This window comes from Streptomyces sp. NPDC031445 (genome assembly GCF_055581365.1).
Window position 1 is genome coordinate 116377 of the sequence record NZ_JBVIJO010000006.1, and the last position, 25826, is coordinate 142202.

Here is a 25826-nt window from a genome sequence, read left to right on the forward strand (position 1 = left end):
AAAGGCAGGTGGCGGCAGTGCCCAGGACGACGGACGGAGACGGGACGCCCGTCCCGCAGCGGCTGCTGGCCGCCGCCACCCGGCTCTTCGCGGAGCAGGGCTACGACCGCACCTCCGTGCAGGAGATCGTGGAGGCGGCCGGCGTCACCAAGGGGGCGCTGTACCACTACTTCGGCTCCAAGGACGACCTGCTGCACGAGGTGTACGCGCGCGTGCTGCGCCTCCAGCAGGAGCGTCTCGACACCTTCGCGAACGCCGACGAGCCGGTGGAGAAGCGGCTCAGGGACGCGGCGGCGGACGTCGTCGTCACCACGATCGAGAACCTCGACGACGCGATGATCTTCTTCCGGTCCATGCACCACCTGAGCCCGGAGAAGAACAAGCAGGTCCGCGCCGAGCGCCGGCGCTACCACGAGCGTTTCCGCGCGCTGGTGGAGGAGGGCCAGAAGGCGGGCGTGTTCTCCACGGCGACCCCGGCCGACCTGGTCGTGGACTACCACTTCGGCTCGGTCCACCACCTGTCGACGTGGTACCGGCCGGACGGCCCGATGGGCCCGCAGGAGGTGGCCGACCACCTGGCCGACCTGCTGCTGCGGGCCCTGCGGCCGTAGCGCGCCTCGGCGGCCGGGGGCCTCCGAGGCGCCTGCGGCCTCAGAGGTACTTCTTCAGCTCCCGGCGGGCCAGCGACCGCTGGTGGACCTCGTCCGGGCCGTCGGCGAGCATCAGCGTGCGGGCGCTCGCGTACAGCTCGGCCAGCGGGAAGTCCTGGCTCACCCCGCCCGCGCCGTACAGCTGGATCGCCCGGTCCAGGATGCCGACCACCGCGCGCGGGGTGGCGATCTTGATGGCCTGGATCTCCGTGTGGGCGCCCTTGTTGCCGACGGTGTCCATCAGCCACGCCGTCTTCAGCACCAGCAGCCGCAGCTGCTCCACGGTGACCCGGGCGTCGGCGATCCAGTTCTGGACCACTCCCTGCTGGGCCAGCGCCTTGCCGAACGCCGTACGGGTCACGGCCCGCCGGCACATCAGCTCGATCGCCCGCTCGGCCATCCCGATCAGCCGCATGCAGTGGTGGATGCGGCCGGGGCCGAGCCGGGCCTGGGCGATGGCGAAGCCGCCGCCCTCCTCGCCGACGAGGTTCGCCGCGGGCACGCGCGCGTGGTCGAAGACGACCTCGGCGTGGCCGCCGTGCGAGTGGTCCTCGTAGCCGAACACCCGCATCGCGCGCTTCACGGTGACGCCCGGCGTGTCGCGCGGGACCAGGACCATGGACTGCTGGCGGCGGATGTCCGTCCCGTCCGGGTCCGTCTTGCCCATCACGATGAAGATCTTGCAGTCCGGGTTCATCGCCCCGGAGATGTACCACTTGCGGCCCGTGACGACGTACTCGTCCGTGCCGTCGGAGGCGCGCTCGATGCGCGTGGTGATGTTGGTGGCGTCCGAGGACGCCACCTCCGGCTCGGTCATCGCGAACGCCGAGCGGATCTCACCGGCCAGCAGCGGCTCGAGCCACTGCTTCCGCTGCTCCTCGGTGCCGAACTGCGCCAGCACCTCCATGTTCCCGGTGTCGGGCGCGGCGCAGTTGGTCGCGGTCGGCGCCAGGTGCGGGGAACGGCCGGTGATCTCGGCGAGCGGCGCGTACTGGAGGTTGGTCAGCCCGGCGCCGTACTCGGCGTCGGGCAGGAAGAGGTTCCACAGGCCCTGCCTGCGGGCCTCGGCCTTCAGCTCCTCGACCACGGCCGGCGTGTCCCAGGGGGACGCCAGCCGCGCCCGCTGCTCCTCGGCGACCGCCTCGGCCGGGTACACGTGCTCGTCCATGAAGGCGAGGAGCCTGCCGCGCAGCTCCTCGGTGCGCGCGTCGAACGCGAAGTCCATGCCGGTCAGCCTTCCTGAAGGGTCGTCAGTCCGTGGTCGATGAAGACGGGCACGAGGTCGCCGATGCGGTCGAAGCCGCGGCCGACCGTCTGGCCGAGCGTGTACCGGTAGTGGATGCCCTCCAGGATCACGGCGAGCTTGAACCAGGCGAACGCCGTGTACCAGGAGACGGCCGAGACGTCCCGGCCGGAACGGGCTGCGTACCGCTCGACCAGCTCCCGCGGGTCGGGGTGCCCGGGCGCCTCGGCGGTCGTGGACACGGGCGAGTCGGGCATGCCGAGCGGCAGGCTGTACATCACCAGCAGACCCAGGTCGGTGAGCGGGTCGCCGAGCGTGGACATCTCCCAGTCGAGAATCGCCTTGATCGTGTCGTCCTCCCCGATCAGGACGTTGTCCAGGCGGTAGTCGCCGTGGACGACGGCCGGGGCGGGGGAGGCGGGCAGCCGGCGGCCGAGGGCCGCGTGCAGCTCGTCGATGCCCGCCAGCTCGCGGTTGCGGGAGGCGTCCAGCTGCTTGCCCCAGCGGCGCAGCTGGCGGTCGAGGAACCCCTCGGGGCGGCCGAAGTCGGCGAGGCCCACCTCGGCGGGGTCCACGGCGTGCAGCTCGACCAGCGTGTCCACCAGCGACAGCACCGCGTTCCGGGTGCGCTCCGCGCCGAGCGGGGCGAGCTGGTCGGCGGTGCGGTACGGCGTGCCCGCCACGAACTCCATGACGTAGAAGGGCGCCCCGAGCACCTCCTCGTCCTCGCACAGCAGCAGCGGGCGGGGGACCGGCACCCGGGTCGGGTGCAGCGCGCTGATCACGCGGTGCTCGCGCTTCATGTCGTGCGCGGTGGCCAGTACGTGGCCGAGCGGCGGCCGGCGGACGACCCACTTCGAGGTGCCGTCCGAGAGCGCGTAGGTGAGGTTCGAGCGTCCGCCCTCGATCAGCCGTCCGGTCAGGGGGCCGTTCACCAGACCGGGGCGCTCGCGGTCGAGCAGGGCGCGCAGCCGGTCCGGGTCGAGACCGGGTGGGTGGTCGGCGCTCATACGTCACTCCTACGAACGGGCGAACAGGTCTGGACTCATGATGCCGACCGGTCGGTATGCCGTCCAGTGCGCGTCGTGAAGATCGGGCGGAACGTGACCGGAGCCACGATAGGCCGACGGCCCCCGGGCGCGCCGCCCGGAAGCCGTCGCCGTACCTCCCCGGTGGGTCAGTGGTCGTCCCAGTGGTCCCCGTGCTCGGCGTGCCGGTGCCCGCCGTGCAGGTAGTCCACGTGGTCGCCGTGCGGCACCTGCGCGTGCCCGCACTCGTCGTGGTGCACGTGCTCATGGCCCTCGTGGACGGCGTGCCCGGCCGGCTCGCACTCGTCCCAGTGGCCCTCGTGCTCCCGGTGCAGATGGCCGTCGTGGACGTAGTCGACATGGTCGCCGTGCGGCACGGCGTTGTGCCCGCAGTCCGGTCCGTGACGGTGCGTCGCGTGCTCGGCGTGTTCCTGGTGGACGGTGGTCATGGTGCTCACCTTCGAGGGGGGCGGGGTGCCTGACGCCGGAAGACTGCCACGCGAAAGCCGCGTACCAGGGCATTCCGGTCGTGTGGCGTCCGAGTACCCCGGAGGACCGGCGCACCGCGGAGGAGCCGCCGCCGGCGGAGCGGGACCGGGCCCTAGACCACCAGTACGGCGGCGCACACCGCCATCGCCACCGCGCACAGGACCGCCGCCGTCGCCTGGCGCGGGGCGAGCGCGGGCGGTGGGGTGCCGGCCGCCAGGGCGTGGATGCGGAGGTGGGCGACCCGGAGGAAGGCCAGGCACAGCCCGCAGCACAGCGCGCCCAGGACGGCGGCGCCGGCCGAGACGCCGCCGTGCAGCGCCGCCCGCACGGCCAGTACGGCGGCCACGGCGGCCGACAGGGTCGTACGCCGCCAGGCCAGCCGGGTGCGCTCCGGCTGGAGCCCGGGGTCCCGCCCGGCCCCCGCCTCCCCGGCACTCACCCTTCCCACCCCACCAGGACCACCAGCACCATCACGACGGCCACGGCCGCCACGACCAGGCTCAGCAGCACGGGAAAGCGGGACGCGGGCAGGTCCTCGCCGCGGCGCATCGCGCGCTCGCAGCGCACCCAGTGGTTCACCGCGCGCAGGGCGCACAGGACGCCGGCCGCGAGCAGGGCCAGCGCGAGTCCGACCCGCCAGGCGCGGCGCAGGTCCGGGAGGAACTGGTCCACCGCGAATCCGCCGCCGATCAGTGCCAGCGCGGTGCGCAGCCAGGCGAGGAAGGTGCGCTCGTTGGCCAGCGAGAAACGGTAGTCGGGGGTCCCGCCCTCGTCCCGCAACCGTTCCGGCGCGAACCACAGCCGGATGTTCCGTACGAATTCGCTCACGCGGCCGACCCTACCCGGCGGTCACCGGCCCGCCCGGAGCGCCCGCAGCCGCTCGTGGGCCGCCAGCCCGTCCGGCACCCACTCCCACTCGCCGAGCCGCCGCGCGACCTCCTCCCCGGACAGGAAGGCGTGCCACTGGACCTCCTCCGCCTGCGGCCGCACCGGCAGCTCGCAGCGGACCTCGTACACCGCCGACCACCAGCTGTTCCCGGCGCCGTCGTCGTAGAGGAACTTGAAGAGGAACTCCGGCCGGGGCAGCCCGGTGACGCCCAGCTCCTCCTCGGCCTCCCGCAGCGCCGCCTCGTCGTAGGACTCGCCGGCGCCGACGACCCCGCCGACGAACAGGTCGTACAGGGAGGGGAACACCAGCTTGGCCGCCGTGCGCCGGTGCACGAAGAGCCGGCCGGCCGCGTCCCGGACCTCGATGAACACGCACCGGTGACGCAGCCCGCGGGCATAGACCTCGCCGCGCGGATACCGGCCGACGACCCGGTCGTGCTCGTCGACGATGTCGAGAATCTCGTCAGCAGGATTCATACCGATCATTCTGGCCGGGAGGAATCGCCCCGGTTGCCCGGGGTCGCCCCGACCGGCGGCAGGGTGGCCCCATCCGGGCAGGCCCCCCACCCGGGAACGGGCAGGCCACCCACCCGGGAACAGCCAGGGGGCCGAACGGGGCTCAGCGGCGTTGGAGGTCTCGGGGGTCCGGTTCCTGTTCCGTCGTGCCGCACGGCATCGCCGGGTGCAGGCCGAGCAGCACGATGCCCGCCACCACCGCCGCGAGCCCGGCCGCCTCCCCGGCCAGCGCGCCGGCGTCGGTGCGCAGCCGGTCGCCCATGAAACCCACCCCGCACAGGATCCCGGTCAGCGGCTCGGCCGCCGTGAGCGCCGGCAGCGACATGCGCAGGGGGGCGGTCTCGAACGCGCTCTGCACCAGGACGAGACCGGTGACCCCGCAGGCCACCACCCCGTACGGCTGCCAGCCGGAGAACAGCTCGGTGAGGCCGCCGGCGGAGAAGCGGGTGCCGCTCACCCGGGTCAGCGCGTCCTGGACGCCGTAGAGCAGTCCGGCCGCCAGGGCCAGCAGCACCGGGCCCCAGCTCAGCCGGGACCGCTTGGCGTACGTCGTCAGGACCAGGGCCGCGCCCACCACCGCTCCGATGATCAGCCAGTGCCGCAGCGGATCGGTGACCGCCGTGCCGCCGCGCGGCTCGCCCGCGACGATGAACGCGCTCACCCCGCCCGCGAGCAGCAGCAGCCCGGCCCAGCCCTGACGCCCGAGCGGTTGCCCGGTCTGGTGCCGGGAGAGGGCGAGGGCGAACAGCAGGTTGGTCGCGAGCAGCGGCTCGACCAGGGAGATCTCACCCTTGCCGAGGGCGATCGCCCCCAGCACCATGCCGGCCACCATCAGCCCTAGACCGCCCAGCCAGCGCGGTATCCGCACCAGGTCGATCAGCAGGCGGAAGGAGAGGAAGTCGCTGAGCGGTGCCTTCTGCGCCGCGTCCTGCTGGAGGACGAACCCGAAGCCCAGACAGCAGGCCGCGCTCACGGCGAGAAGGAGAACCAGAACCGACACGCTGTGTACCTCGATCATCCGGCCGTACCACGGGCGGTAGTGGCCGACTGTAGCGCTCCCAGGACGACATTGCCCCGGAAGTACCCGGAACCGGGCGATTGACTCGCCATGATCCGGGTCCGACTCGCCATGGTCCGGGGCCGGGGACCCGCGGCGCCATGGCCTGCGCCACAGAAGCCGGGGCGTACGCCCCGGAAAACGGGATGGCATACGCCACAGGAACCTTTCCGGCCCCGGACGGCCGCGCCCCGGCCCACCTGCGCCGGGACGATCAAGTTCCGCTTCTGACAAGGTACTTGAAGCTCGCACCACCGCCGTTCCGCTTGACGCGACCCTTGGCTGAGGGTTTGCTGTGCGTGATCGGTCGATGGCAGCCCGACAAACAGGAAGTCCCGCGGTGTCCCCTCTCCCGCCCCTGCTCGGCGCTCGCCGGGCCCCCACGGAACCGTCCGGCGAGACAGCCGCCGGCGCTTCCGGAGCCTTCGACGCCGCCCTCGACGACGCGGAACTGCGCACCGCGCGCGCCGCGCTGGCCCAGGGCCGGCGGCAGGCCGCCCGCTCGCTGCTGGTGCACACCGGCGACGACTGGGACCGCCGCGGCCACCGCCTCACCGTGCTCGCCCAGGACGCCCGCGCCGCCGCCTGGGCGACCGACTGGCTGACCGCCGAACCCGGCTCCGCCGACGCCGCCGCCCTGCTCGCCCTGGCCCTGGTGCACCGCGCCGTGTGCGGCGGGGAGGAACCCGGCCGGGCCCACGAGGCGTGCGGCACGGCCGCCGCGCTGGCCCCCGACGACCCCACCCCCTGGCTCGGCCGGCTGCTGCTCGCCCGCGCCCTGGGCCCGGAGCGGGAGGTGCTCGCCGCCTTCGCCGAGCTGCGCCGCCGCCACCCCGAGCACCACCACGCCCACCACCTGCTGGTCGCCCGCCTCGCCGAACGCCCCGCCGGCGGCCGTGCCGAGGCCCACGAGGTGTACGACGTCGCCGAGCTGGCCGCCGCCGAGGCCCCCGCCGACTCCCCGCTGGCCGTCCTGCCGGTCGTCGCCTACGCCGAGCGCCACCGGGTCCTCGCCGCCACCGGCCTCGCCCCCGCCGACCCCGCCGCCCGCGGGCACTGGTCCGGCCCGCGCGCCCGGCGCATCCTGCGCGCCTGCTTCGACTGGTGGCTGGAGTGGGAGCACGACGAGCACCCGCGCCGCCACGTCGACCTCAACCACCTCGCGTTCGCCCTGTCCTGCGCCGGCCGCCCGGCCGAGGCGGCGGCCCTCTTCCAGCGCATCGGCGCCCACGCCACCCCCGCACCCTGGTCGTACACGCATCCCGACCCCCTGGCGGCCTTCCGGACGGCCCGCGCCCGCGCGCTCGGACACTGAGACACCGGGGCCCGGACGCCGTACACAACAAGCGACGCATGCGAGAAGCGACGCGTGTGAGAAGCGACGCACGTAAGAAGTGATTACGGAAATCTGACCAGTGGCCCGAACGCCTGGCCCCGCGCGGCCCCGAGTGCTCGAATGAAACACGTGAACGCTGAACGATCCGAGGAACAGGCGCACGAGCGGGACGGCAGGCCCATCGGCCGCCGCGTCTTCCTCGGCACCCTCGGCCTGGGTGCGCTCGGCGTGGTCGCGGCGCCCGCGCTGCAACGCGGCGTCGAGGGCTTCCTCGGCGGCGTCGCCGGCAAGGACCCCACCGGCCTGACCGGTCTGCTGCCCAACGGCGGCGGCTTCCGCTACTACTCCGTCGCCGCCTCCGTGCCGCACAGGACCGCAGCGGACTACCGCCTCACCATCGACGGCCTGGTCGACCACCCGCGCGGCTACACCCTCGACGAGCTGCGCGCCCTGCCGCAGACCCGGCTGGTCAAGGACGTCCAGTGCGTCACCGGCTGGCGGGTCCCCGGCACTCCCTTCGAGGGCGTACGCCTGTCCCACCTGCTCGACGCGGCGGGCGTCCGCTCCTCCGCCAGGGCCCTGCGCTTCACCTGCTTCGACGGCACCTACACCGAGAGCCTCACCCTCGGCCAGGCGCGCCGCCCGGACGTGCTGGTCGCCCTGCGCATGCAGGACGAGGACATCGGCCACGACCACGGCGGCCCGGTCCGCCTCTACGTCGCCCCCATGTACTTCTACAAGTCCGCCAAGTGGCTCTCCGGCATCACCGTCACCGACCGGGTGGAGCCGGGCTACTGGGAGGACCTCGGCTACGACGTCGACGCCTGGGTCGGCCGCTCGAACGGACGCGACGATGAGCCTACGAGCTGAGACCCCGGCCCCGCCGAGCGCCCGCGTCCACCGCTTCACCCGCGCCGAACGCTGGGTGCACCGCGCGACGGCCGCGCTGATGGGCGTGTGCGTGCTGACCGCGGCCTTCCTCTACGTCCCCCAGCTGGCGGTCCTGGTCGGCCGCCGGGAACTGGTCGTCCGGGTGCACGAGTGCGCGGGGCTCGCGCTGCCGGTGCCGGTCCTGCTCGGCCTGGCCTCCCGCGCCTTCCGCGCCGACCTGCGCTTCCTCAACCGCTTCGGCCCGCACGACCGGGTCTGGCTGCGCGCCGCGCTGCGCCGCGACCGGCGCCCCGCATCGCGTCCCGCGGGCAAGTTCAACGCCGGCCAGAAGGTCTACGCCGCCTGGATCGCCGGGGCGGCCCTGGTCATGCTCGGCACCGGCCTGCTGATGTGGTTCACCCGGCTCACCCCGCTGGTGTGGCGGACCTCGGCGACCTTCGTCCACGACTGGCTGGCCCTGACGATCGGCGTCGTCCTGGCCGGCCACATCGGCATGGCCCTGGGGGACCCGGAGGCGAGGCGGGGACTGCGGACGGGAACGGTGACGGGGGAGTGGGCACGCCGGGAGCACTCCCTGTGGCGCCCCTGACGCGGAACACCGACTGCCCGTTTCCCTTCGCGCCGTCAGAACTCCAGCAGCACCTTGCAGGACCGCTCCCGGTCGGCGGCCAGCGCGAACGCGGACTCGGCCTCGCGCACCGGGACCACAGCGCTGACCAGGCCGTCGAACTCCCCACGGGACGCCAGCAGTTCGAGCGCCTCGTCGAACTCGGCGGCGAACCGGAACGCGCCCCGCACTTCGATCTCCCGGCTCACCACCAGGTTGCCGGCGAACGGCGTCCGCCCGGCCGGCAGCATCCCGAGCTGGACGACCACGCCCCCGCGCCGCACCCGCCGCAGACAGGTGTCCAGACCGGCGGCCACCCCCGACGCCTCCACGGCCACGTCCACCTCCGGCGGCCACCCGGGATCGTCCGGATCGTGGGCCCGCACCAGCGTGTCGGCCCCGGCGACGGCCGCGTACCCCAGCGCCTCGGGCACCAGGTCGGTCACCGTCACCCGCGCCGCGCCCGCCGCCTTGGCCGCCGCGACGACCAGGCACCCGATCGGCCCGGCCCCGGTGACCAGGACGTGCCGTCCGGTCACCTCCCCGGCCCGCCGCACCGCGTGCAGCGCCACCGACAGCGGCTCGGCCAGCGCGGCCCGGCGCAGCCCGAGCCCGTCCGGCAGCGCCCTCAACTGGCCTGCGGGGACGGCCACTTGCGCCGCGAACGCGCCCTGTACGTGCGGAAAGCGCGCCGCACTGCCCAGATAGCGCGTGTCCCGGCACACGTTCGCCCGCCCGTCGGCGCACTCCGGGCACGTCCCGCACGGCGTGGCCGGGTGCACGGCGACGGCCGTACCCGGGGCGGGACCGGTGGCGCCGGGGCCGTAGGACACGACCGTGCCGACCACCTCGTGCCCCAGCACCATGGGCTCGCGGAGCCGGAAGTCCCCGACCCCGCCGTGCCGCCAGTAGTGCAGGTCGGACCCGCACACCCCGCCGTACCTGACCGCGACCAGCGCCTGGCCGGGCGCGGGCCGAGGGGGCGCCAGCTCCTCCACCCGCAGCTCGCCCGCCCCGTGGATCACACAGCCCAGCACGCCCGCCGCCCCTTTCACAGCACGCTCGTCATGCCGCCGTCGACGTACAGCACCTGCCCGCCGACGAAGTCCGCCGCCGGCGAGGCCAGGAAGAGCAGGCCGCCCACCAGGTCGCCGGTACGGCCCCAGCGCCCGGCCGGGGTGCGGCGGCGCACCCACGCGCTGAACTCCCCGTCCTCCACCAGGGGCCGGGTCAGCTCGGTCTCGATGTAGCCGGGGCCGAGGCCGTTGACCTGGACGCCGTACGGCCCCCAGTCGGCGCACATGCCCTTGGTGAGCATCTTCAGCGCGCCCTTGGTCGCCGCGTACGGCGCGATGCCGGGCCGGACGACCTCGCTCTGCAGCGAGCAGATGTTGACGATCTTGCCGTGGCCGCGTGCCGTCATCCGCCGGGCGGCCTCCCGGCCGACGAGGAAGGCGCTGGTGAGGTTGGCGTCCAGGATGCGGTGCCAGTCGGCGTCGGCGAACTCCAGCAGCGGGGCGCGCAGTTGCATGCCCGCGTTGTTGACCAGGATGTCGAGCGGGCCCACCCGCTCCTCGACGTCCGCGATCCCGGCGGCCACGGCCGGACCGTCGGTCACGTCGAACACCGCCGTGCGCACCTCGCCGGGAAGGTCCGCGGCGGCCTCGGCCAGCCGGCCCGAGTCGCGCCCGTTGAGGACCACCGTGCAGCCGGCCTCGGCCAGGCCCCGGGCCAGCGCGAGGCCGATGCCCCGGCTGGACCCGGTGACCAGGGCCGTGCGGCCGCTGATGTCGAAGAGGGGGTGAGCCGTCATCGCCGTACCCCTAGACGACCAGGGAGAGGAGCAGGACCAGGCCGCCGGCGACCACCGAGATGATGGTCTCCATCACCGACCAGGTCTTCACGGTCTGTCCGACGCTCAGCCCGAAGTACTCCTTCACGAGCCAGAAACCGGCGTCGTTGACATGGCTGAAGAACAGCGAGCCCGCGCCGACGGCCAGGACGAGCAGGGCCGCGTGCGTGGTCGACATGTCGGCCGCGAGCGGCGCGACCAGGCCGGCCGCCGAGACCGTCGCCACCGTCGCCGAACCGGTCGCCAGCCGGATCGCCACCGCGATCAGCCAGGCCAGCAGCAGCGCCGGGATCGACCAGTCCTTGGAGACGTCCAGGATCATCTGGCCCACGCCCGAGTCGATCAGCGTCTGCTTGAAGCCGCCGCCCGCGCCCACGATCAGCAGGATGCCGGCGATGGGCATCAGGCCCTTCTCGACGGTCTGCTGGAGCCGGTCCTTGGTGAACCCGGCCGGCCTGCCCAGCGTGAAGAAGCCGACGATCACCGCGGCGAGCAGCGCGATCAGCGGGGAGCCGACGACGTCGAAGACGCGCTGGGTCGTGTCCGTGGGGTCGTCCACGACGATGTCCACCAGCGCCTTGGCCAGCATCAGCACCACCGGCAGCAGCACGGTGGCGAGCGTGGCGCCGAAGCCCGGACGCCGCTCGAGCTCCTCCGAGGCGCGCTGCGGCAGCATCCGGTCCGGCGCCGGCACGTCCACCCAGCGGGCCGCGACCTTCGAGAACAGCGGACCGGCGATGATCACCGTCGGGATGGCGACCACGAGGCCCAGCGCCAGGGTCACGCCCAGGTTGGCCTTGACCGCGTCGATGGCGACCAGCGGGCCGGGGTGCGGCGGGATCAGGCCGTGCATCACGGACAGGCCGGCGAGCGCCGGGATGCCGATGCGCATCAGCGAGTAGTTGCCGCGCTTGGCGACCATCAGCACGACCGGGATCAGCAGCACGATGCCGACCTCGAAGAACAGGGGCAGGCCGATCACGGACGCGATCAGAACCATCGCCCAGGGCATGGCGCGCCCGCCGGCCTTGGCGAGGATCGTGTCCACGATCTCGTCGGCGCCGCCGGAGTCGGCGAGCAGCTTGCCCAGGATCGCCCCGAGCGCGATCAGGACGCCGACGCCGGCCACGGTGGAGCCGAGTCCGGTGGTGAAGCTGGTGATGGCCTTGTCGAGGGGCGCCCCGGCGACCGCCCCGAGCGCCAGCGACCCGATGGTCAGCGCCAGGAAGGCATGGAGCTTGAACTTGGTGATGAGCAGCACGATGACCGCGATGCCCACCAGGACGGCTATGCCCAGCTGGGCGTGTCCTGCGGAGGTGATCGGCGGAGGCGCGTCCGCTGCCAGCATCTCGACGCTGAGTCTGGTCACGGGGGTTCCCTTGCGGTTACTTGGGTGTTCTGACGGGCGCTACTGAGCGCTGCCCGCGGTGTCGGGAAGCGAGTCGAGTGCGTGAACGGCACGCTCGGTGATGTCCTGGGGGCTGCCGCTGACGTCCACGGCGACTCCCGCCTCGTCCGGCTCCAGGGGCTGGAGCGTCGCGAACTGGGAGTCCAGCAGCGCGGTGGGCATGAAGTGCCCCTGACGCTGCGACATCCGCTCCTCGATCAGCTGACGGTCACCCGTCAGGTGCAGGAACACGACCCCGGGGGCCACGGCCCGGAGCCGGTCGCGGTACGCCCGCTTCAGCGCCGAGCTGCTGACCACCCCGCCCAGTCCGGCCCGGCCGTGCGCCCAGTGCCCGATGGCCTCCAGCCACGGCCACCGGTCGGCGTCGTCGAGCGGGATCCCGGCCGACATCTTGTCGATGTTGGCCTGGGGGTGGAAGTCGTCGCCCTCGGCGTACGGCACGCCCAGCCGCGCGGCGAGCAAGGGACCGATGGTGGTCTTGCCCGTCCCCGCGACGCCCATCACGACGACGACCTGGGGGGTTCGCATCACTGCCTCGCTGTCTTCCTCGACATCGACGCCACTGCGGCGTCGCCACACTGAAACCCATTAGGTACGACGAATTCAAGAGTCTGTGACGTATAAGTCTGACTTTTTGTCGCTGTGATCCACGCCGTACGCTGAGTGCATGAGCACAGCGGGCCGGGGGCTGCACGGCCATGTACTGGACACCCTCGGCCCCGCGATCACAGCGGGCGAGTACCCGCCGGGCAGCGTGCTGCGCACCGACGAGCTGGCCCAGCACTTCGAGGTGTCACGCTCCGTGATGCGCGAGGCGGTCCGCGTGCTCGAATCCATGCACCTGGTCGAGTCCCGCCGCCGGGTGGGCGTCACCGTCCGCCCCAGGGCCGAGTGGAACGTCTACGACCCGCAGGTCATCCGCTGGCGCCTGGCGGGCGCCGACCGCCCGCACCAGCTGCGCTCGCTCACCGTGCTGCGCTCCGCGGTCGAACCCGTCGCGGCCGGCCTCGCCGCGCAGCACGCCACGGCCGAGCAGTGCGCCGAACTCACCGAGTGCGCGCTCGGCATGGTGGCCAACTCACGCGGCCACAAGCTGGACAAGTACCTGGTCCACGACATCGCCTTCCACCGGGTCGTCCTGACGGCCTCGGGCAACGAGATGTTCGCCCGCCTCGGTGACGTCGTCGCCGAGGTGCTGGCCGGCCGCACCCATCACGAGGTCATGTTCGAGGACCCCGACCCGGCGGCCGTCACCCTGCACGTCCAGGTGGCCGAGGCGGTCCGCGCGGGCGACGCCCCCCGCGCGCAGGAGCTGACCCGGCAGATCACCGTCGGCGCCCTCCAGGAACTGGACATCCTGGCGCCCTAGCGAGGGACGGGCCCCGGCCGGGCTACTCGCCCGGGAAGTCCCCGTCCACGTACACCCACGCCCCGTCCACCCGCTCGAACCGGCTCCGCTCGTGCAGCGAGCCGCCCCGGTAGGAGGCCCGGAACGTCACCGTGCCGGTGCGGTGGAAGGCGGACCCGTCGGCGGTGTCCAGGATCTCCAGCCCCGTCCACCGCACCCGCGGGTCGAGGTCCAGCCGCGCGGGCCGGGTCCGCGGATGCCAGGTCCGCAGCAGATACCCCGCGTCCCCCTTGACGAACGCGCTGTACCGCGAGCGCATCAACAGCTCGGCCGTCGGCGCGGCCGCCGCGCCGGTGTGGAAGCGGCCACAGCAGGCGTCGTAGGACCGGGGGAGCCCGCAGGGGCAGGTGCGCGAGGTCATGGCCCACATTCTGCCCCCGGCAGGGGAGGCGTCCCCAGCGGGTCGGGTGCACAGTGGAAGTGCCGGACTGGAGCGCCCCTCACGGGCGCGGGGAACTGCGCGACCAGCCACGATGGACCGGCGGACGGCCGGCGGCCCGTCGCGGCACGGCCCGCGGAGCGAGGTGGCGGACGATGACCGGACCCATGAACAGCCGTCCCGCCGTCAAGGAATGGCGGCTGAACCTGTACCTGTCCGAGCACGATCCGGACACCACGGCCCGGATCATCCTCGACACCGGCGACAACGTCCTGGAGAGCCACGCGGAGGCCCGCCGCAACCCCTACGACCGGGCGATGCCCGACATCGGCGACGAGCTCGCCGCCGGCCGGGCGCTCATCGCCATGGGCCGCCTGCTGCTGCGCGCCGCCGACGGCGACATGAAGGCGACCGGAGCCGCCGACACCGAGGCCCCGGCCCCGCTCTGGCAGCCACGGGAGTGAAGGAGCCGGCCGTGCACTTCACGAACCGCCTGGAAGCGGGACGCACACTGGGCGAACGCCTGGAGTACCTCAGGGGCCAGGACGTCGTGGTGCTCGGGCTGCCGCGGGGAGGGGTGCCGGTCGCCGCCGAGGTCGCCGCGGCGCTCGACGCGCCCCTGGACGTCTGCCTGGTGCGGAAACTGGGCGTGCCGTACCAGCCCGAGCTGGGCATGGGGGCGATCGGCGAGGACGGCGTCCGCGTGATCAACCAGGAGGTGCTGCGCGGCACCGGTGTCTCCGCCGAGGACCTCGCCCGCGTCGAGGAACGCGAGCGCCGGGTGCTGGGGCAACGGGCCGCGCGCTACCGGGGCGCCGCACCCGCCGTCTCCGTCGCCGGCCGGACCGCCGTCGTGGTGGACGACGGCGTGGCCACCGGCTCCACCGCGCGGGCCGCCTGCCGGACCGTCCGCGCCCGGGGCGCCGCCCGCATCGTGCTGGCCGTCCCCGTGGCCCCCCGGGACTTCCCCCGGCGCCTCGGCGGGGACGCCGACGAACTGGTCTGCCTGGACACCCCCTGGCACTTCGCCGCGGTCGGCCAGTTCTACGCCGACTTCGCCCAGGTCGACGACGAGGAGGTCACCGCATGTCTGCGCCGGGCCGCGAGCCGCCACCGGCACACCGCGGGCGCCGGCTCCACCGACCGGGAGGTGACGGTGACCGCGGGCGGCGTCCGGCTGGGCGGACGCCTCACCGTGCCCGAGGACGCCACCGGAGTCGTGGCCTTCGCACACGGCAGCGGCAGCAGCCGGCACAGCCCGCGCAACCGGTTCGTGGCCGCGGGACTGCACCGGGCCGGCCTCGGCACCCTGCTGTTCGACCTGCTCACCGACGCCGAGGAGGCCGACCGGGGCAACGTGTTCGACATCGCCCTGCTGGCCGGACGGCTGCTGGACGCCACCCGCTGGCTGCGCGAGGAACCCGGCACCGAGGGCCTCGCCGTCGGCTTCTTCGGCGCCAGCACCGGCGCGGCCGCCGCCCTGTGGGCCGCCGCCGACCCCGGCGCGCGGCCCGCCGCCGTCGTCTCCCGCGGCGGCCGCCCCGACCTCGCCGGACCCCGGCTGGCCGCGGTGACCGCGCCCACCCTGCTCGTCGTCGGCGGCGCCGACCAGCAGGTCCTCGCCCTCAACCGGGACGCGCGGGCACAGCTCAGGTGCGAGAACCGGCTGGAGGTGGTCCCCGGCGCCACCCACCTCTTCGAGGAGCCCGGCACGCTGGAGCGGGTGACCGAGCTGGCACGTGACTGGTTCACGGACCACATGGCACCCGCGCACGTATAGCCCCGCGTCATGGGCGAGAACGCCGTCACCCTGTTCCTCGCCGGCGACGTCATGCTCGGCCGGGGCGTCGACCAGGTCCTCCCGCACCCCGGCGACCCCGCCCTGCGCGAGGACTACCTCCGCGACGCCCGCGACTACGTCGCCCTGGCGGAGGCCGCGAACGGACCGGTACCCCGGCCCGTGGACCCCGCCTGGCCCTGGGGCGAGGCGCTGCCCGTCCTGGAGCGTGCCGCCCCGGAGGTGCGCGTGGTCAACCTGGAGACCGCCGTCACCCGGGACGGCGACTACGCCCCCGGCAAGGCCGTCCACTACCGGATGCACCCGGCCAACCTGCCCAGCCTCGCCGCCGTCCGGCCCGACGTCTGCGTCCTCGCCAACAACCACGTGCTCGACTTCGGGCCCTCCGGCCTCGCGGAGACCCTCGGCTCCCTCGCCGACGCCGGGCTGCGCACCGCCGGGGCGGGCCCGGACGCGGACGCCGCCTGGCGCCCGGCGACCGTCCCGCTGCGGCCGGGCGGACGCGTCCTGGTCTTCGCCTTCGGCATGCCGTCCAGCGGCATCCCGCACGGCTGGGCCGCCACCGCCGACCGCCCCGGCGTGGCCCTCGTCACCGCGCCGGCCCCCGCCGCCGCGAAGGACTTCGCCGACCGCCTGCGGCGCACCGGCCGACGGCCCGGCGACCTCGTCGTCGCCTCCGTCCACTGGGGCCCCAACTGGGGCTACCGGCCCTCCCGCGACGAGGTCCGCTTCGCCCACGCGCTGATCGACGCGGGCGTCGACGTCGTCCACGGGCACTCCTCCCACCACCCCCGCCCACCGGAGGTCTACCGGGACCGGCTCGTCCTGTACGGCTGCGGCGACCTCGTCGACGACTACGAGGGCATCGGCGGTCACGAGCGCTACCGCGACGACCTGCGGCTGCTGTACCTCGTCTCGGTGGAGCCCGGCACCGGCCGGCTCACCGGCCTGCGGATGGTGCCCTTCCAGGCGCGCCGGCTGCGCCTGGAGCACGCCTCCCGCGAGGACACCGCCTGGCTGCGCACCGTCCTCGACGGGCACGCCCGCGCCCTCGGCACCCGCGTCGAGGACGGCGAGGACGGCACGCTCACGGTACGGCCGCCGCGCTGACCCTCAAGGCCGCCCGCCCTTGCGCAGGAACCTCCGCAGCCGGGTCAGCGTCCAGGTGTTGATCACGTCCTCCCCGGTGAGCCAGCCGCGCTGCGCGGTCGCCACCCCGTAGCGCAACTGCCCGAGGTGCGGCACGGAGTGCGCGTCGGTGTTCACGGCGAACCTCACCCCGTGCTCCCTGGCCCGCAGGATGTCCTCGTCCCGCAGGTCCAGCCGGTCCGGCTGGGCGTTGACCTCCAGCGCGGTGCCGGTGCGCGCGCAGGCCGCGAACACCTCGTCCCAGTCGGCGTCCACACCCGGCCGCCTGCCGATCAGCCGGGTCGTGGGATGCCCGATGATGTTGACGTACGGATGCTCACAGGCCCGCACCAGCCGCCGCGTCATCGCCGCCCGGTCCAGGTCGAAGTGGGAGTGCAGCGAGGCCACGCACAGATCGAAACCGGCCAGGAACTCCTCCGGCCAGTCCACCTCCCCGTCCGGGCCGATGTTCAGCTCGGTGCCGTGCAGCAGCCGCATCCGGCGCCGGGTGCCGTCCAGCTCCCGCAGCCGCTCCCGCTGGGCGAGGATCTTCTCGTCCGTCATGCGCTGCATGTACAGGTTGGGCGCGTGGTCGGTGACCGCGTAGTACGCGTGACCGCGCTCGGCGGCGGCCTCCACCATCGCCTCCAGCGGGGCCAGGCCGTCCGTGAGATCGGTGTGCGTGTGCAGGTCGCCGCGGATGTCCCGCTCCGTCACCACCTCGGGCAGGCCGTCGCCCAGCGCCGCCTCGATCTCCCCGCGGTCCTCGCGCAGCGTCGGCGGGATCCACGGCAGGCCGAGCCGCGCGTACACCTCCTCCTCGGTGCGGGACGCCACCGACTCCCCGCTGCCGGTGTCGAACACGCCGTACTCGGAGAGCTTCAGTCCCTGGTGCACGGCGATGGTCCGGGTGCGGATGTTGTGCGCCTTGGACCCGGTGAAGTACTGCAACGCGGCGCCCCAGGACTCCGGCGGCACCACCCGCAGGTCCAGCTGGAGCCCCTCGCCGGTGCGCACCGACGTCTTCTTCGTGCCCCGCGCGATCACCTCGGCGGTGACCGGCAGCCCGCACAGCGCGTCCATGAACGGCGCCGGCCGCCGCGCCGAGACCAGCACGTCCAGGTCGCCGACGGTCTCCCGCATCCGCCGCAGCGAACCGGCGTACCCGCAGCGCTCGCAGCCCGGCACGGCGGACAGCTCGGCGACGATCCGCTCGGCGGTGTCCAGCGCCGACGACAGCGGCACCCGTCCGCCCGCCTGCCGGAGCAGCTCGATCCCGTGCCGGATGTTCTCCTGCGTCTTCTCGCCGAATCCCTTCAGACCGGCCAGCGCGTCCGCCTCGATGGCCGCGGCCAGCTCGCTCACCGAGGAGATGTGCAGGTCCTCGTAGAGCCGCAGCGCCTTCTTCGGCCCCAGGGTCGGGATCGTGATCAGCTCCCGCACCCCCGCCGGGATCCTCGCCCGGCGCTCCTCCACCACGGCCATCGTGCCCGTGCGCAGGTACTCGGCCACCTTCTCGGCGATCGACCGGCCCACGTTCGGGATCTCCCGCAGCCCGTCCGCGTCCAGTGCCGCGACGTCCGCCGGGTACCCGCCGATCGCCCGCGCCGCCTTCTCGTAGGCACGCGCCTTGAACGCGTCGCCTCCGGTGATCGCGATGAGATCGGCGTACTCCCTCAGGAGCGCCTCGACCTCGTCGTTGCGGCGGGCCACGCCTCAAGTCTAGGAAGCGGCGCCGGGGCACGCGAAAGGCCCCTGCCGGGCAGGGGCCTCACTGGTGTCCGAGGGGGGACTTGAACCCCCACGCCCGATAAAGGGCACTAGCACCTCAAGCTAGCGCGTCTGCCATTCCGCCACCCGGACAAGGTGTCTGTCGTGCGAGGTTCCCCGGTGGGGCTCCCTCGCGGCGACGAAGGAAACATTACCAGGCTTTCGCGGGTGCCTGATCACCCCCGGTCGCGGGGCCGGCCGGGCGTGAACGGCGTGTGACGGGCCGGGACCGGTCTTGGGCCCGGGGCGGCAGCGGAGAGAGGATGACAGGGACCACCAGCAGTGACAGTGGGAGGAAGCAGCGTGAGCGAGACGGACACGACCAGGACCGTCACCGGCGAGGACGAGGTCGTGGACCTCTGCCGCGAGCTGATCCGGTTCGACACCAGCAACTACGGCGACCACTCCGGCCCCGGCGAGCGCAAGGCCGCCGAGTGGGTCGCCGAGAAGCTCGCCGAGGTCGGGCTGGAGCCCAGGATCTACGAGTCGCACCCCGGCCGCGCCTCCACGGTGGCCCGCATCGAGGGCGAGGACCCGTCCCGGCCCGCGCTGCTCATCCACGGCCACCTGGACGTCGTACCGGCCAACGCGGTCGACTGGACCCACGACCCGTTCTCCGGCGAGATCGCCGACGGCTGCGTGTGGGGACGCGGGGCCGTCGACATGAAGGACATGGACGCCATGACGCTGGCGGTCGTCCGCGACCGGCTGCGCAGCGGGCGCCGGCCCCCGCGGGACGTCGTCGTCGCGTTCCTCGCCGACGAGGAGGCCGGCGGCACGTACGGCGCCCGGTACCTGGTCGACCACCACCCCGAGCTGTTCGAGGGCGTGACCGAGGCGATCAGCGAGGTCGGCGGCTTCTCCTTCACCGTCGACGACCAGCGGCGGCTCTACCTGATCCAGACGGCCGAGAAGGGCATGCACTGGATGAAGCTGACCGTGGCCGGTACCGCCGGGCACGGCTCGATGATCCACCGCGACAACGCCATCACCGAGCTGTCCGAGGCCGTCGCCCGGGTCGGCCGGCACAAGTTCCCGGTGCGGGTCACCAAGACCACCCGGGCCTTCCTCGACGAACTGGGCGACGCGCTCGGCACCGAGCTGGACCCGGAGGACATGGAGTCCACGCTCGCCAAGCTCGGCGGCATCGCCAAGCTCATCGGCGCGACCCTGAGCAACACCGCCAACCCCACCCAGCTGACCGCCGGCTACAAGGTCAACGTCATCCCGGGCGAGGCTACCGCGCACATCGACGGACGCTTCCTGCCCGGCCACGAGGAGGAGTTCCTCGCCGACCTCGACCGGCTGCTCGGCCCGAAGGTCCGCCGGGAGGACGTGCACGCGGACAAGGCCGTCGAGACCACCTTCGACGGCGCCCTGGTCGAGGCCATGCAGGCCGCGCTGCTCGCCGAGGACCCGACCGCCAAGGCGATCCCGTACATGCTCTCCGGGGGCACCGACGCCAAGTCCTTCGACGACCTCGGCATCCGCGGCTTCGGCTTCGCGCCGCTCAAGCTGCCGCCGGAGCTCGACTTCGCCGGCATGTTCCACGGCGTGGACGAGCGGGTGCCGGTGGACGGCCTGCGGTTCGGCGTCCGCGTGCTCGACCGGTTCCTCGACGCGTCGTGAGCCGGACCCCGTCCGGGGCGCGCACGGCGGGAATCGGGCAGCCGTACGAGATCGACTGAGAAGGGTGAATGCGACGATAGGCTCGTAGCTTCATCAGCCCCTCCTCGTTGCATCCGATGTGACCCCGCGCCTTGGGGTCGCATTGCCAACTAGGAGGAAGAATGATCAAGAAGGTCGTCGCTGCTGCGGCTGCCACCGGTGGGCTGGTTCTCGCGGGCGCGGGCCTGGCCGTGGCCGACTCCGGCGCCCAGGGTGCCGCCGTGCACTCCCCGGGCGTCGTCTCCGGCAACGTCATCCAGGTGCCCGTGCACGTCCCGGTGAACGTGTGCGGCAACACGATCAACGTGATCGGGCTCCTGAACCCCGCCTTCGGCAACGCCTGCGTCAACAAGTGACGCCGGCTCCCTGAGGGGCGTCTTTTACGAGCCGTCGGCCCCGGAGCGCGCGCCATGCGCTCCGGGGCCGACCGGTCTTTGAGGATCGAAGACAGGGAAGGCAGGGGGGAATCCAGCATGCGACAGGGCACACGCAAGAGCCTGATGACCATGGCCGCCGCGACCGGTGTCATCGCCGCCGCGGGCGGCTACGCACACGCCGACTCGGGCGCGGCCGGCTCCGCCGGGGGCTCACCCGGCGTACTGTCCGGCAACACGGTGCAGGCGCCCGTGCACGCGCCGGTGAACATCTGCGGCAACACCGTGAACGTCGTCGGGCTCCTGAACCCGTCGGTGGGCAACAAGTGCGCCGGCCACGGCGGCGGCCCGGGGGGTCACCACGGCGGCTCGCACGCGGGCGGCCGCACCGGCGGCTCCCCGGGCGCCGGCTCCGGCAACACCGTGCAGGTGCCGCTCGACGTCCCGGTCAACGTGTGCGGCAACAGCGTCGACGTCATCGGGGCGGGGAACGCCGCGGTGGGGAACGACTGCGCCGACGACGGCGGGTACGGCAATCCGCCCGGGAAGCCGGGGCACCCCGGACACCCGGGCCACCCGGGGGAGCCCGGGCATCCGGGGAAGCCCGGTGAACCCGGGCAGCCGGGCCATCCGGGGAAGCCTGGTGGGCCGGGAGAGCCGGGGCACCCCGGGCAGCCGGGTCACCCTGGTAAGCCCGGCGAACCGGGACAGCCGGGCCACCCCGGCTCCGGCACCCAGACCGGCTCGGGCGGCTCGGGGACGCACGGTACGTCCCAGGTCAGGACCCAGGTGGGCCGCGACGGCCGGCCCCTGGGCGCCGCCCAGCTCGCCCACACGGGCAGTGACGTGCCGCTCGGCATCGCCCTGCCGGCCGGCGCGGGCGCGCTGCTCGCGGGCGCGGTGCTCTACCGCAAGGCACGCGCCAGGGCGTGACCCGCGACGGAGCGGGCCCTGCCGTGCCGGCGGGGCCCGCTCCGTTCACCTGTCCACCCTCATCCTGTGATCACGCTCACCATGTCGCGCGCACCTGGCGGATGATCCGCCGGCGCAACCGCACTCTGCGGCTGCCGTCGCGCAACAGGCTCAGTCGGTCCAACTCCCAGTGTCCGTACTCGGCATGGTCCGTCAGCAGACGTGTGGCCTCCTTGCGGGAGACCCCGCGAGGCACATACACGTCGACAAATTCGTATTCCGGCATCGCATCTATTGTGCGGGCTGGTGCCCGGTACGGATAGCGTCTGCACTATGTCTGATGCTGCGCAGCCCACCGCTGCCGAGGTACGCGCCGCCGCCGAGGCCGTCAAGACCGCGCTCGACCGTCATCTCGCCGCGGTCGAACGCAGGTCGGGGGAGGACGACCCGGCCGTGTCCGAGGCGTTCAACCAGCTGGCCGCTGCCGCCGAGGCGTACGACGAACTGCTCTACGACCGCCACGACGAGGTCACCCCCTTCGAGATCCCCAGCGCGGACGAAGCGCTGCCGCCGTACGCGGGCCCGGAGGAGCCGAACGCGATCAGTGTGCTGATCCGCCGCGACTACACCGTGGCGGAACCCCAGCGGCTGCTCGCGCAGGCCCAGCGGGTGGAGGCGGCGGAGTACGACGACGCCGTGGACGAAGACGATGCCGCCGGGACGGTCCCGGGGGCGCTGGGCGTCCTCTTCGGCGAGTTCGAACCGGACGAGATCGCCTCCCGGCACAAGGAGTTCGGCCTGGAGGAGGGCGACTCCACGCTCTGGGTCACCGCTGCCGAGGAGCCGCCCGAGGCCGGGGAGTGGCTGGAGGCGCCGTTCGAACACATCGATCCGCAGCAGGTGGTGTGCCGCTTCGACGTGAGCGCGGTGTTCGACGACGAGGTCTCCGACGACGAGGACGACATCGACTTCGTCGACGAGGACGAGGAAGAAGAGGACGGGGACGGGGAGCTGGAGCCGGTCAACGCCGAGAAGTGACAGGGCGGACGTGACCGGGGCGGCGGTGCCGCCGGCCTGGGGCCGGTACGGCACCGCCGGACTCCGCCGCCGTGACGAGGGCCTGCGCACGGCGGGCCTGCCGGGGAAGGCGCGCGGACGAAGGCTCAGGTCGCCGGGACCTGCGTGCGCAGCAGCGTCTGCAGGCGGGTCGTGCGCGGCCTGGGCGGGACCTCGGCCACCGCTTTCGGCAGGGCCTGTTCCACGCCGTGCACGACGGACAGGTGCCGTTCCGCCCGGCCGAACGCCGTGTACACCCACGGGCGGCTGAGGGCCTGCGCGGCGTCCCCGGGCAGGACGACCACCACCGCCGGCCAGCGGGTGCCCACCGCCTGGTGCGCGGTCAGCGCCCAGCCGTGCCGGACGCTGCCCTCCACCCGCTCGCGCGGTACGACGACGGGGGCGCCGGCGCACGACAGGTGCAGTCCGTCGGCGTCGGCCCTCACCACCACACCCGGCACGGTGCGTCCCGGCGCGGGGGAGTAGGCGATCCGGTCGCCGGGGTCGAAGCCGCCGAACCGGCCGGGGCCGGGGTTGAGGCGCTCCTTCAGGGCGGAGTTGAGGGCGCGGGTGCCCGCGGCGCCGCCGTGGCCCGGAGTGATCACCACGGTCTGGTCGGCCGGGACGCCGATCGCCCGCGGCACCGAGTCCGCGACCAGCTGCACCGTCCGGTGCACGGCCTCGCCCGCGTCCCGCACCGGCACGATGACGATCTCCTTGCCCGGTGCGGCGACCTGGTTCAGCTCGCCGACGCCGACGCCGGAGACCAGCTCGCCGAGCGGACCGGGGTCGGGCACGCGGGACGCGATCTGCGGGCAGGCACGGGCCGCGAGGAGATCGGCGAAGACACGGCCCGGACCGGCCGACCACAGCACCCCGGGGTCACCGCAGAACAGCAGCCGGGCCCCGTCGGGCAGCGACTCCACCAGCATCGCGGCGCTCTCCACGTCCAGCTGGGGCGCGTCCGGCACGATCAGCAGATCGAGTTCCAGGGCGCCGTCCGCGTCGCGGCCCGGACCCTCGTCACCGGACAGCAGCCCCGCGACCGTGCCCGCGCCGTGCTCCGCCGTCTCCCCGCCCAGCCGCTCGGCCAGACGCCGGCGCCCGTCCGGGGTGTGGCAGGCGGCGAAGGCCCGCAGGCCCGCCGCACGGGCGGCACCGAGCAGCGCCGCCGGTTCGGCGCGGGCCGCCTCCCCGCCGGTGTGCAGCACCAGGCCGTGCCCGGCGACCGCGCGGGCCAGCTCGGCGGCACCGCCGGACAACCCGGCCGCGGTGGCCTCCCAGGCCTGCCCCGGCTCCTTCGCCACGGAGTTGACCAGCCGGGCCAGGCCGTCCGCGAGGCTCTCCTCGGCCAGCGCGTACCGCTCCAGGCCGACGAGGACCCGGACCGGCCGCTCCCGCTCCTCGTCGGCGTCCTCGTCGCCCGCCTGGGGCGCGGCGGCGCCGGGCTCCTCCAGGGCGTCCTGGAAGGCCAGTGCCTCGCCCTCGGCGAGCGCGCCCTGCACCGCCGCGTCCGGGTCGGGCACGCCCTGCTTGCCGAGCGCCGCGACGAGCGTGGGCAGCTCCAGCGCGGTGTGCCCGGCCACGGCCGCCTGTTCCAGCAGCCAGACGGTCAGGGCGCGGCCGCGCCGCTCGTCGTCCGGGCCGCAGGCCGCGCCGAGCAGCGCCCGGGCGAAGCCGTCGGCCTGGTCCGGGCGTACGCCGCCGACCCGGAGCAGCTGCCAGGGGTCCTCCCTCAGCGCGGTGCCGGCGCCCTCGCCGAGGGCCGCGGCGACCTGAGGGGCCAGGGTGTCGGGCGCGCCGCCCTCGGCCAGCACGCGGCGCACGGCGTCGACGGTCTCCGGGGCGGGGCCGCCGGGCGCGACCGGGGCGGGGGCCGGCTGGGGCCTGCGCACCGGTTCCGGGGCGGCGCGGCGCGGTGCCGGTGCGGGCTCCTCGAACACCGTGGCCGCCGGCTTCTCGCCGCTCTCCACGGCCCGGATGGCCGCGAGCAGGTCGGCCGCCTTGCCGCTGAGCTTGGCGCCGCTGTCGATCGGGCCCCGCTTCTCGGCCTTGCGCCGCTCGATCCGCTCCCGCTCGACCCGCTGCGCGGCCAGCTCGGCCTCCGCCTCGGACGCCCCGGCAGCGGCGGCACCCCCCTCAACAGCCCCGGAGCCACCGCCGGTCTCCACCCCGGCCGAGCCCTCGTCGGCGTCCACGCCGTCCGAGCCGTCCGCGGCCTCGGTACCGTCCGCCCCGTCCGGGTCGCCGGCGGCACCCGTGTCGGTCGTGCCCCCGGCCGTGACGGCCCCGTCGGTGCCGTGCTCCGTGGTCCCCGGTGTGTCCGGCGTCCCCGGCCCGGCTTCCTCCGTGGTCTCCGGCTCCGTGCTCACAGCGTGCTCCAGTCGTGATCGGGATAGCGGTGCACGGGCGCCGACACATCGTCCAGCGCCCGGCAGATCTCGTCAGGAAGACTAAGGGCCTCCACTGACAACGCCGCCGTGAGCTGCTGTGCGTTGCGCGCGCCGACGATCGGCGCGGCCACCCCGGGCCGGTCCCGCACCCAGGCGAGGGCCACCTGGAGCGGGGTGACCGCGAGCCCGTCGGCCGCCGTCGTCACCGCGTCCACGATGCGGGTCGCCGTGTCGTCCAGGTACGGCTCCACGAACGGCGCCAGGTGCTCGGAGGCGCCGCGCGAGTCCGGGGGAGTGGCGTGCCGGTACTTGCCGGTCAGCACGCCCCGGCCGAGCGGCGAGGAGGGCAGCAGGCCCACCCCGAGGTCGAGCGCGGCGGGCAGCACCTCCCGCTCCACGCCCCGCTGGAGCAGCGAGTACTCCATCTGCGTGCTGGCCAGCCGGGTCCGGACGCCCGGCGCGGCGAGCTGCCAGGTGGCCGCCTTGGCCAGTTGCCAGCCGCAGAAATTGGACACTCCCGCGTACCGGGCCCGGCCGCTGCCGACCGCGAGGTCGAGGGCGTGGAGCGTCTCCTCCAGCGGGGTGCCGGGGTCGTAGGCGTGGACGTGCCACAGGTCGACGTAGTCGGTGCCGAGGCGGGCCAGGGACGCGTCGAGCGCGGCGAGCAGATGGCCGCGGGAGCCGTCGAAGCGGCGGTCGGGGTCGGGCACGCTGCCCGCCTTGGTGGAGATGACCAGGTCACGGCGCGGCACCAGACCGTCGATGAGCTGCCCCAGCAGATACTCCGCGTCCCCGTCGCCGTACACGTCCGCGGTGTCGACCAGGGTGCCGCCGGCCTCCCAGAACGCCTTCAGCATGTCCGCGGCGTCGTGCTCGTCGGTGTCCCGGCCCCAGGTGAGGGTGCCGAGTCCGATCCGGGACACGCGCAGGCCGGTCCGGCCGAGATGCCTCTGCTCCATGACCGCGAGATTACTG

Annotated in this window: 28 protein-coding genes and 1 tRNA gene; 12 read left to right on the forward strand and 17 right to left on the reverse strand. The window is 74.0% G+C overall.

Features of this window, described 5'->3' with window-relative positions; genetic code table 11:
- Positions 1-17 precede the first annotated feature (17 nt).
- Positions 18-611: a TetR/AcrR family transcriptional regulator gene (locus ACZ5DC_RS17820; protein WP_041665058.1), complete on the forward strand. Its 594-nt coding sequence runs from the start codon at positions 18-20 to the stop codon at positions 609-611.
- A 40-nt stretch (positions 612-651) separates the two neighbouring features.
- Here the strand turns inward: ACZ5DC_RS17820 and ACZ5DC_RS17825 are convergent, their stop codons facing one another.
- From ACZ5DC_RS17825 to ACZ5DC_RS17855, 7 genes are all read right to left on the reverse strand, one after another.
- On the reverse strand, positions 652-1875 hold the full coding sequence (locus ACZ5DC_RS17825) for an acyl-CoA dehydrogenase family protein (RefSeq protein WP_468653725.1): 1224 nt from the start codon (positions 1873-1875) through the stop codon (positions 652-654).
- 5 nt (positions 1876-1880) lie between these two features.
- Positions 1881-2903 (reverse strand): phosphotransferase family protein, encoded by a 1023-nt coding sequence (locus tag ACZ5DC_RS17830; protein ID WP_468653727.1) that lies wholly within the window; start codon positions 2901-2903, stop codon positions 1881-1883.
- Between the two features lie 167 nt (positions 2904-3070).
- Positions 3071-3370 carry a hypothetical protein gene (locus ACZ5DC_RS17835; RefSeq protein ID WP_366750712.1) on the reverse strand — a complete coding sequence of 100 codons (300 nt, stop codon included), beginning with the start codon at positions 3368-3370 and terminating at the stop codon, positions 3071-3073.
- Between the two features lie 152 nt (positions 3371-3522).
- On the reverse strand, positions 3523-3849 hold the full coding sequence (locus ACZ5DC_RS17840) for a DUF202 domain-containing protein (RefSeq protein WP_468653730.1): 327 nt from the start codon (positions 3847-3849) through the stop codon (positions 3523-3525).
- The gene (locus ACZ5DC_RS17845) at positions 3846-4238 is read right to left on the reverse strand and encodes a YidH family protein (protein ID WP_468653732.1); all 393 of its coding nucleotides are present in this window, start codon (positions 4236-4238) and stop codon (positions 3846-3848) included. Before ACZ5DC_RS17845 ends, ACZ5DC_RS17840 begins: the two co-directional genes overlap by 4 nt.
- A 21-nt stretch (positions 4239-4259) precedes the next feature.
- Positions 4260-4775, reverse strand: a complete 516-nt coding sequence (locus ACZ5DC_RS17850; protein ID WP_468653734.1) for an NUDIX domain-containing protein — start codon at positions 4773-4775, stop codon at positions 4260-4262.
- Between the two features lie 142 nt (positions 4776-4917).
- A complete protein-coding gene (locus ACZ5DC_RS17855; protein WP_366750716.1) occupies positions 4918-5814 on the reverse strand; it encodes a DMT family transporter in 897 nt (298 codons plus the stop codon).
- A 397-nt stretch (positions 5815-6211) separates the two neighbouring features.
- Here ACZ5DC_RS17855 and ACZ5DC_RS17860 point away from each other — a divergent pair, with 397 nt between their 5' ends.
- The 3 genes from ACZ5DC_RS17860 (at position 6212) to ACZ5DC_RS17870 (ending at position 8687) form a co-directional block, all read left to right on the forward strand.
- The gene (locus tag ACZ5DC_RS17860; RefSeq protein WP_468653736.1) at positions 6212-7186 is read left to right on the forward strand and encodes a hypothetical protein; all 975 of its coding nucleotides are present in this window, start codon (positions 6212-6214) and stop codon (positions 7184-7186) included.
- A gap of 141 nt (positions 7187-7327) precedes the next feature.
- Positions 7328-8077: a molybdopterin-dependent oxidoreductase gene (locus tag ACZ5DC_RS17865; protein WP_468653738.1), complete on the forward strand. Its 750-nt coding sequence runs from the start codon at positions 7328-7330 to the stop codon at positions 8075-8077.
- Positions 8061-8687, forward strand: a complete 627-nt coding sequence (locus tag ACZ5DC_RS17870) for a cytochrome b/b6 domain-containing protein (protein ID WP_468653740.1) — start codon at positions 8061-8063, stop codon at positions 8685-8687. Before ACZ5DC_RS17865 ends, ACZ5DC_RS17870 begins: the two co-directional genes overlap by 17 nt.
- 35 nt (positions 8688-8722) lie before the next feature.
- Here ACZ5DC_RS17870 and ACZ5DC_RS17875 read toward each other — a convergent pair whose 3' ends face one another.
- Genes ACZ5DC_RS17875 through ACZ5DC_RS17890 form a run of 4 tightly spaced genes read right to left on the reverse strand, consistent with a single transcriptional unit; the run spans position 8723 to position 12493 of the window.
- On the reverse strand, positions 8723-9742 hold the full coding sequence (locus ACZ5DC_RS17875; protein ID WP_468653742.1) for an L-idonate 5-dehydrogenase: 1020 nt from the start codon (positions 9740-9742) through the stop codon (positions 8723-8725).
- Positions 9743-9756: 14 nt separating this feature from the next.
- Positions 9757-10518: an SDR family oxidoreductase gene (locus ACZ5DC_RS17880; RefSeq protein ID WP_468653744.1), complete on the reverse strand. Its 762-nt coding sequence runs from the start codon at positions 10516-10518 to the stop codon at positions 9757-9759.
- 10 nt (positions 10519-10528) lie between these two features.
- Positions 10529-11926 carry a GntP family permease gene (locus ACZ5DC_RS17885; RefSeq protein ID WP_366750723.1) on the reverse strand — a complete coding sequence of 466 codons (1398 nt, stop codon included), beginning with the start codon at positions 11924-11926 and terminating at the stop codon, positions 10529-10531.
- A gap of 39 nt (positions 11927-11965) precedes the next feature.
- On the reverse strand, positions 11966-12493 hold the full coding sequence (locus tag ACZ5DC_RS17890; protein ID WP_468653746.1) for a gluconokinase: 528 nt from the start codon (positions 12491-12493) through the stop codon (positions 11966-11968).
- A gap of 139 nt (positions 12494-12632) precedes the next feature.
- Here ACZ5DC_RS17890 and ACZ5DC_RS17895 point away from each other — a divergent pair, with 139 nt between their 5' ends.
- On the forward strand, positions 12633-13334 hold the full coding sequence (locus tag ACZ5DC_RS17895; RefSeq protein WP_366750725.1) for a FadR/GntR family transcriptional regulator: 702 nt from the start codon (positions 12633-12635) through the stop codon (positions 13332-13334).
- 22 nt (positions 13335-13356) lie between these two features.
- On the opposite strand, the gene ACZ5DC_RS17900 is transcribed toward ACZ5DC_RS17895, so the two are convergent.
- The gene (locus ACZ5DC_RS17900) at positions 13357-13734 is read right to left on the reverse strand and encodes a YchJ family protein (RefSeq protein ID WP_366750726.1); all 378 of its coding nucleotides are present in this window, start codon (positions 13732-13734) and stop codon (positions 13357-13359) included.
- Positions 13735-13907: 173 nt separating this feature from the next.
- On the opposite strand from ACZ5DC_RS17900, the gene ACZ5DC_RS17905 reads away from it, so the two are divergent.
- Genes ACZ5DC_RS17905 through ACZ5DC_RS17915 form a run of 3 tightly spaced genes read left to right on the forward strand, consistent with a single transcriptional unit; the run spans position 13908 to position 16660 of the window.
- Entirely contained in the window at positions 13908-14216 is a 309-nt protein-coding gene (locus tag ACZ5DC_RS17905) for a dsRBD fold-containing protein (RefSeq protein ID WP_366750727.1), read from the forward strand.
- An 11-nt stretch (positions 14217-14227) separates the two neighbouring features.
- Positions 14228-15532 (forward strand): phosphoribosyltransferase family protein, encoded by a 1305-nt coding sequence (locus tag ACZ5DC_RS17910; RefSeq protein WP_468653749.1) that lies wholly within the window; start codon positions 14228-14230, stop codon positions 15530-15532.
- A 9-nt stretch (positions 15533-15541) separates the two neighbouring features.
- Entirely contained in the window at positions 15542-16660 is a 1119-nt protein-coding gene (locus tag ACZ5DC_RS17915) for a CapA family protein (protein WP_468653751.1), read from the forward strand.
- 3 nt (positions 16661-16663) lie between these two features.
- On the opposite strand, the gene polX is transcribed toward ACZ5DC_RS17915, so the two are convergent.
- On the reverse strand, positions 16664-18391 hold the full coding sequence (gene polX, locus ACZ5DC_RS17920) for a DNA polymerase/3'-5' exonuclease PolX (RefSeq protein ID WP_468653753.1): 1728 nt from the start codon (positions 18389-18391) through the stop codon (positions 16664-16666).
- A gap of 62 nt (positions 18392-18453) precedes the next feature.
- Positions 18454-18541, reverse strand: a tRNA-Leu gene (locus ACZ5DC_RS17925).
- 210 nt (positions 18542-18751) lie between these two features.
- On the opposite strand from ACZ5DC_RS17925, the gene ACZ5DC_RS17930 reads away from it, so the two are divergent.
- The 3 genes from ACZ5DC_RS17930 (at position 18752) to ACZ5DC_RS17940 (ending at position 21423) form a co-directional block, all read left to right on the forward strand.
- Entirely contained in the window at positions 18752-20077 is a 1326-nt protein-coding gene (locus ACZ5DC_RS17930) for a M20/M25/M40 family metallo-hydrolase (protein WP_366750732.1), read from the forward strand.
- A 161-nt stretch (positions 20078-20238) separates the two neighbouring features.
- Positions 20239-20472 carry a chaplin ChpH gene (gene chpH / locus ACZ5DC_RS17935; protein ID WP_014671723.1) on the forward strand — a complete coding sequence of 78 codons (234 nt, stop codon included), beginning with the start codon at positions 20239-20241 and terminating at the stop codon, positions 20470-20472.
- 117 nt (positions 20473-20589) lie between these two features.
- A complete protein-coding gene (locus tag ACZ5DC_RS17940; protein WP_468653755.1) occupies positions 20590-21423 on the forward strand; it encodes a chaplin in 834 nt (277 codons plus the stop codon).
- A 76-nt stretch (positions 21424-21499) separates the two neighbouring features.
- Here ACZ5DC_RS17940 and ACZ5DC_RS17945 read toward each other — a convergent pair whose 3' ends face one another.
- Entirely contained in the window at positions 21500-21688 is a 189-nt protein-coding gene (locus tag ACZ5DC_RS17945; RefSeq protein WP_014671721.1) for a DUF5703 family protein, read from the reverse strand.
- Between the two features lie 47 nt (positions 21689-21735).
- On the opposite strand from ACZ5DC_RS17945, the gene ACZ5DC_RS17950 reads away from it, so the two are divergent.
- A complete protein-coding gene (locus ACZ5DC_RS17950) occupies positions 21736-22440 on the forward strand; it encodes a hypothetical protein (RefSeq protein WP_468653757.1) in 705 nt (234 codons plus the stop codon).
- A gap of 125 nt (positions 22441-22565) precedes the next feature.
- Here ACZ5DC_RS17950 and ACZ5DC_RS17955 read toward each other — a convergent pair whose 3' ends face one another.
- Complete coding sequence (locus ACZ5DC_RS17955; protein WP_468653759.1) at positions 22566-24830, reverse strand: helix-hairpin-helix domain-containing protein; 2265 nt, start codon at positions 24828-24830, stop codon at positions 22566-22568.
- Entirely contained in the window at positions 24827-25810 is a 984-nt protein-coding gene (locus ACZ5DC_RS17960; protein ID WP_468653761.1) for an aldo/keto reductase, read from the reverse strand. Before ACZ5DC_RS17960 ends, ACZ5DC_RS17955 begins: the two co-directional genes overlap by 4 nt.
- Positions 25811-25826: the final 16 nt, after the last annotated feature.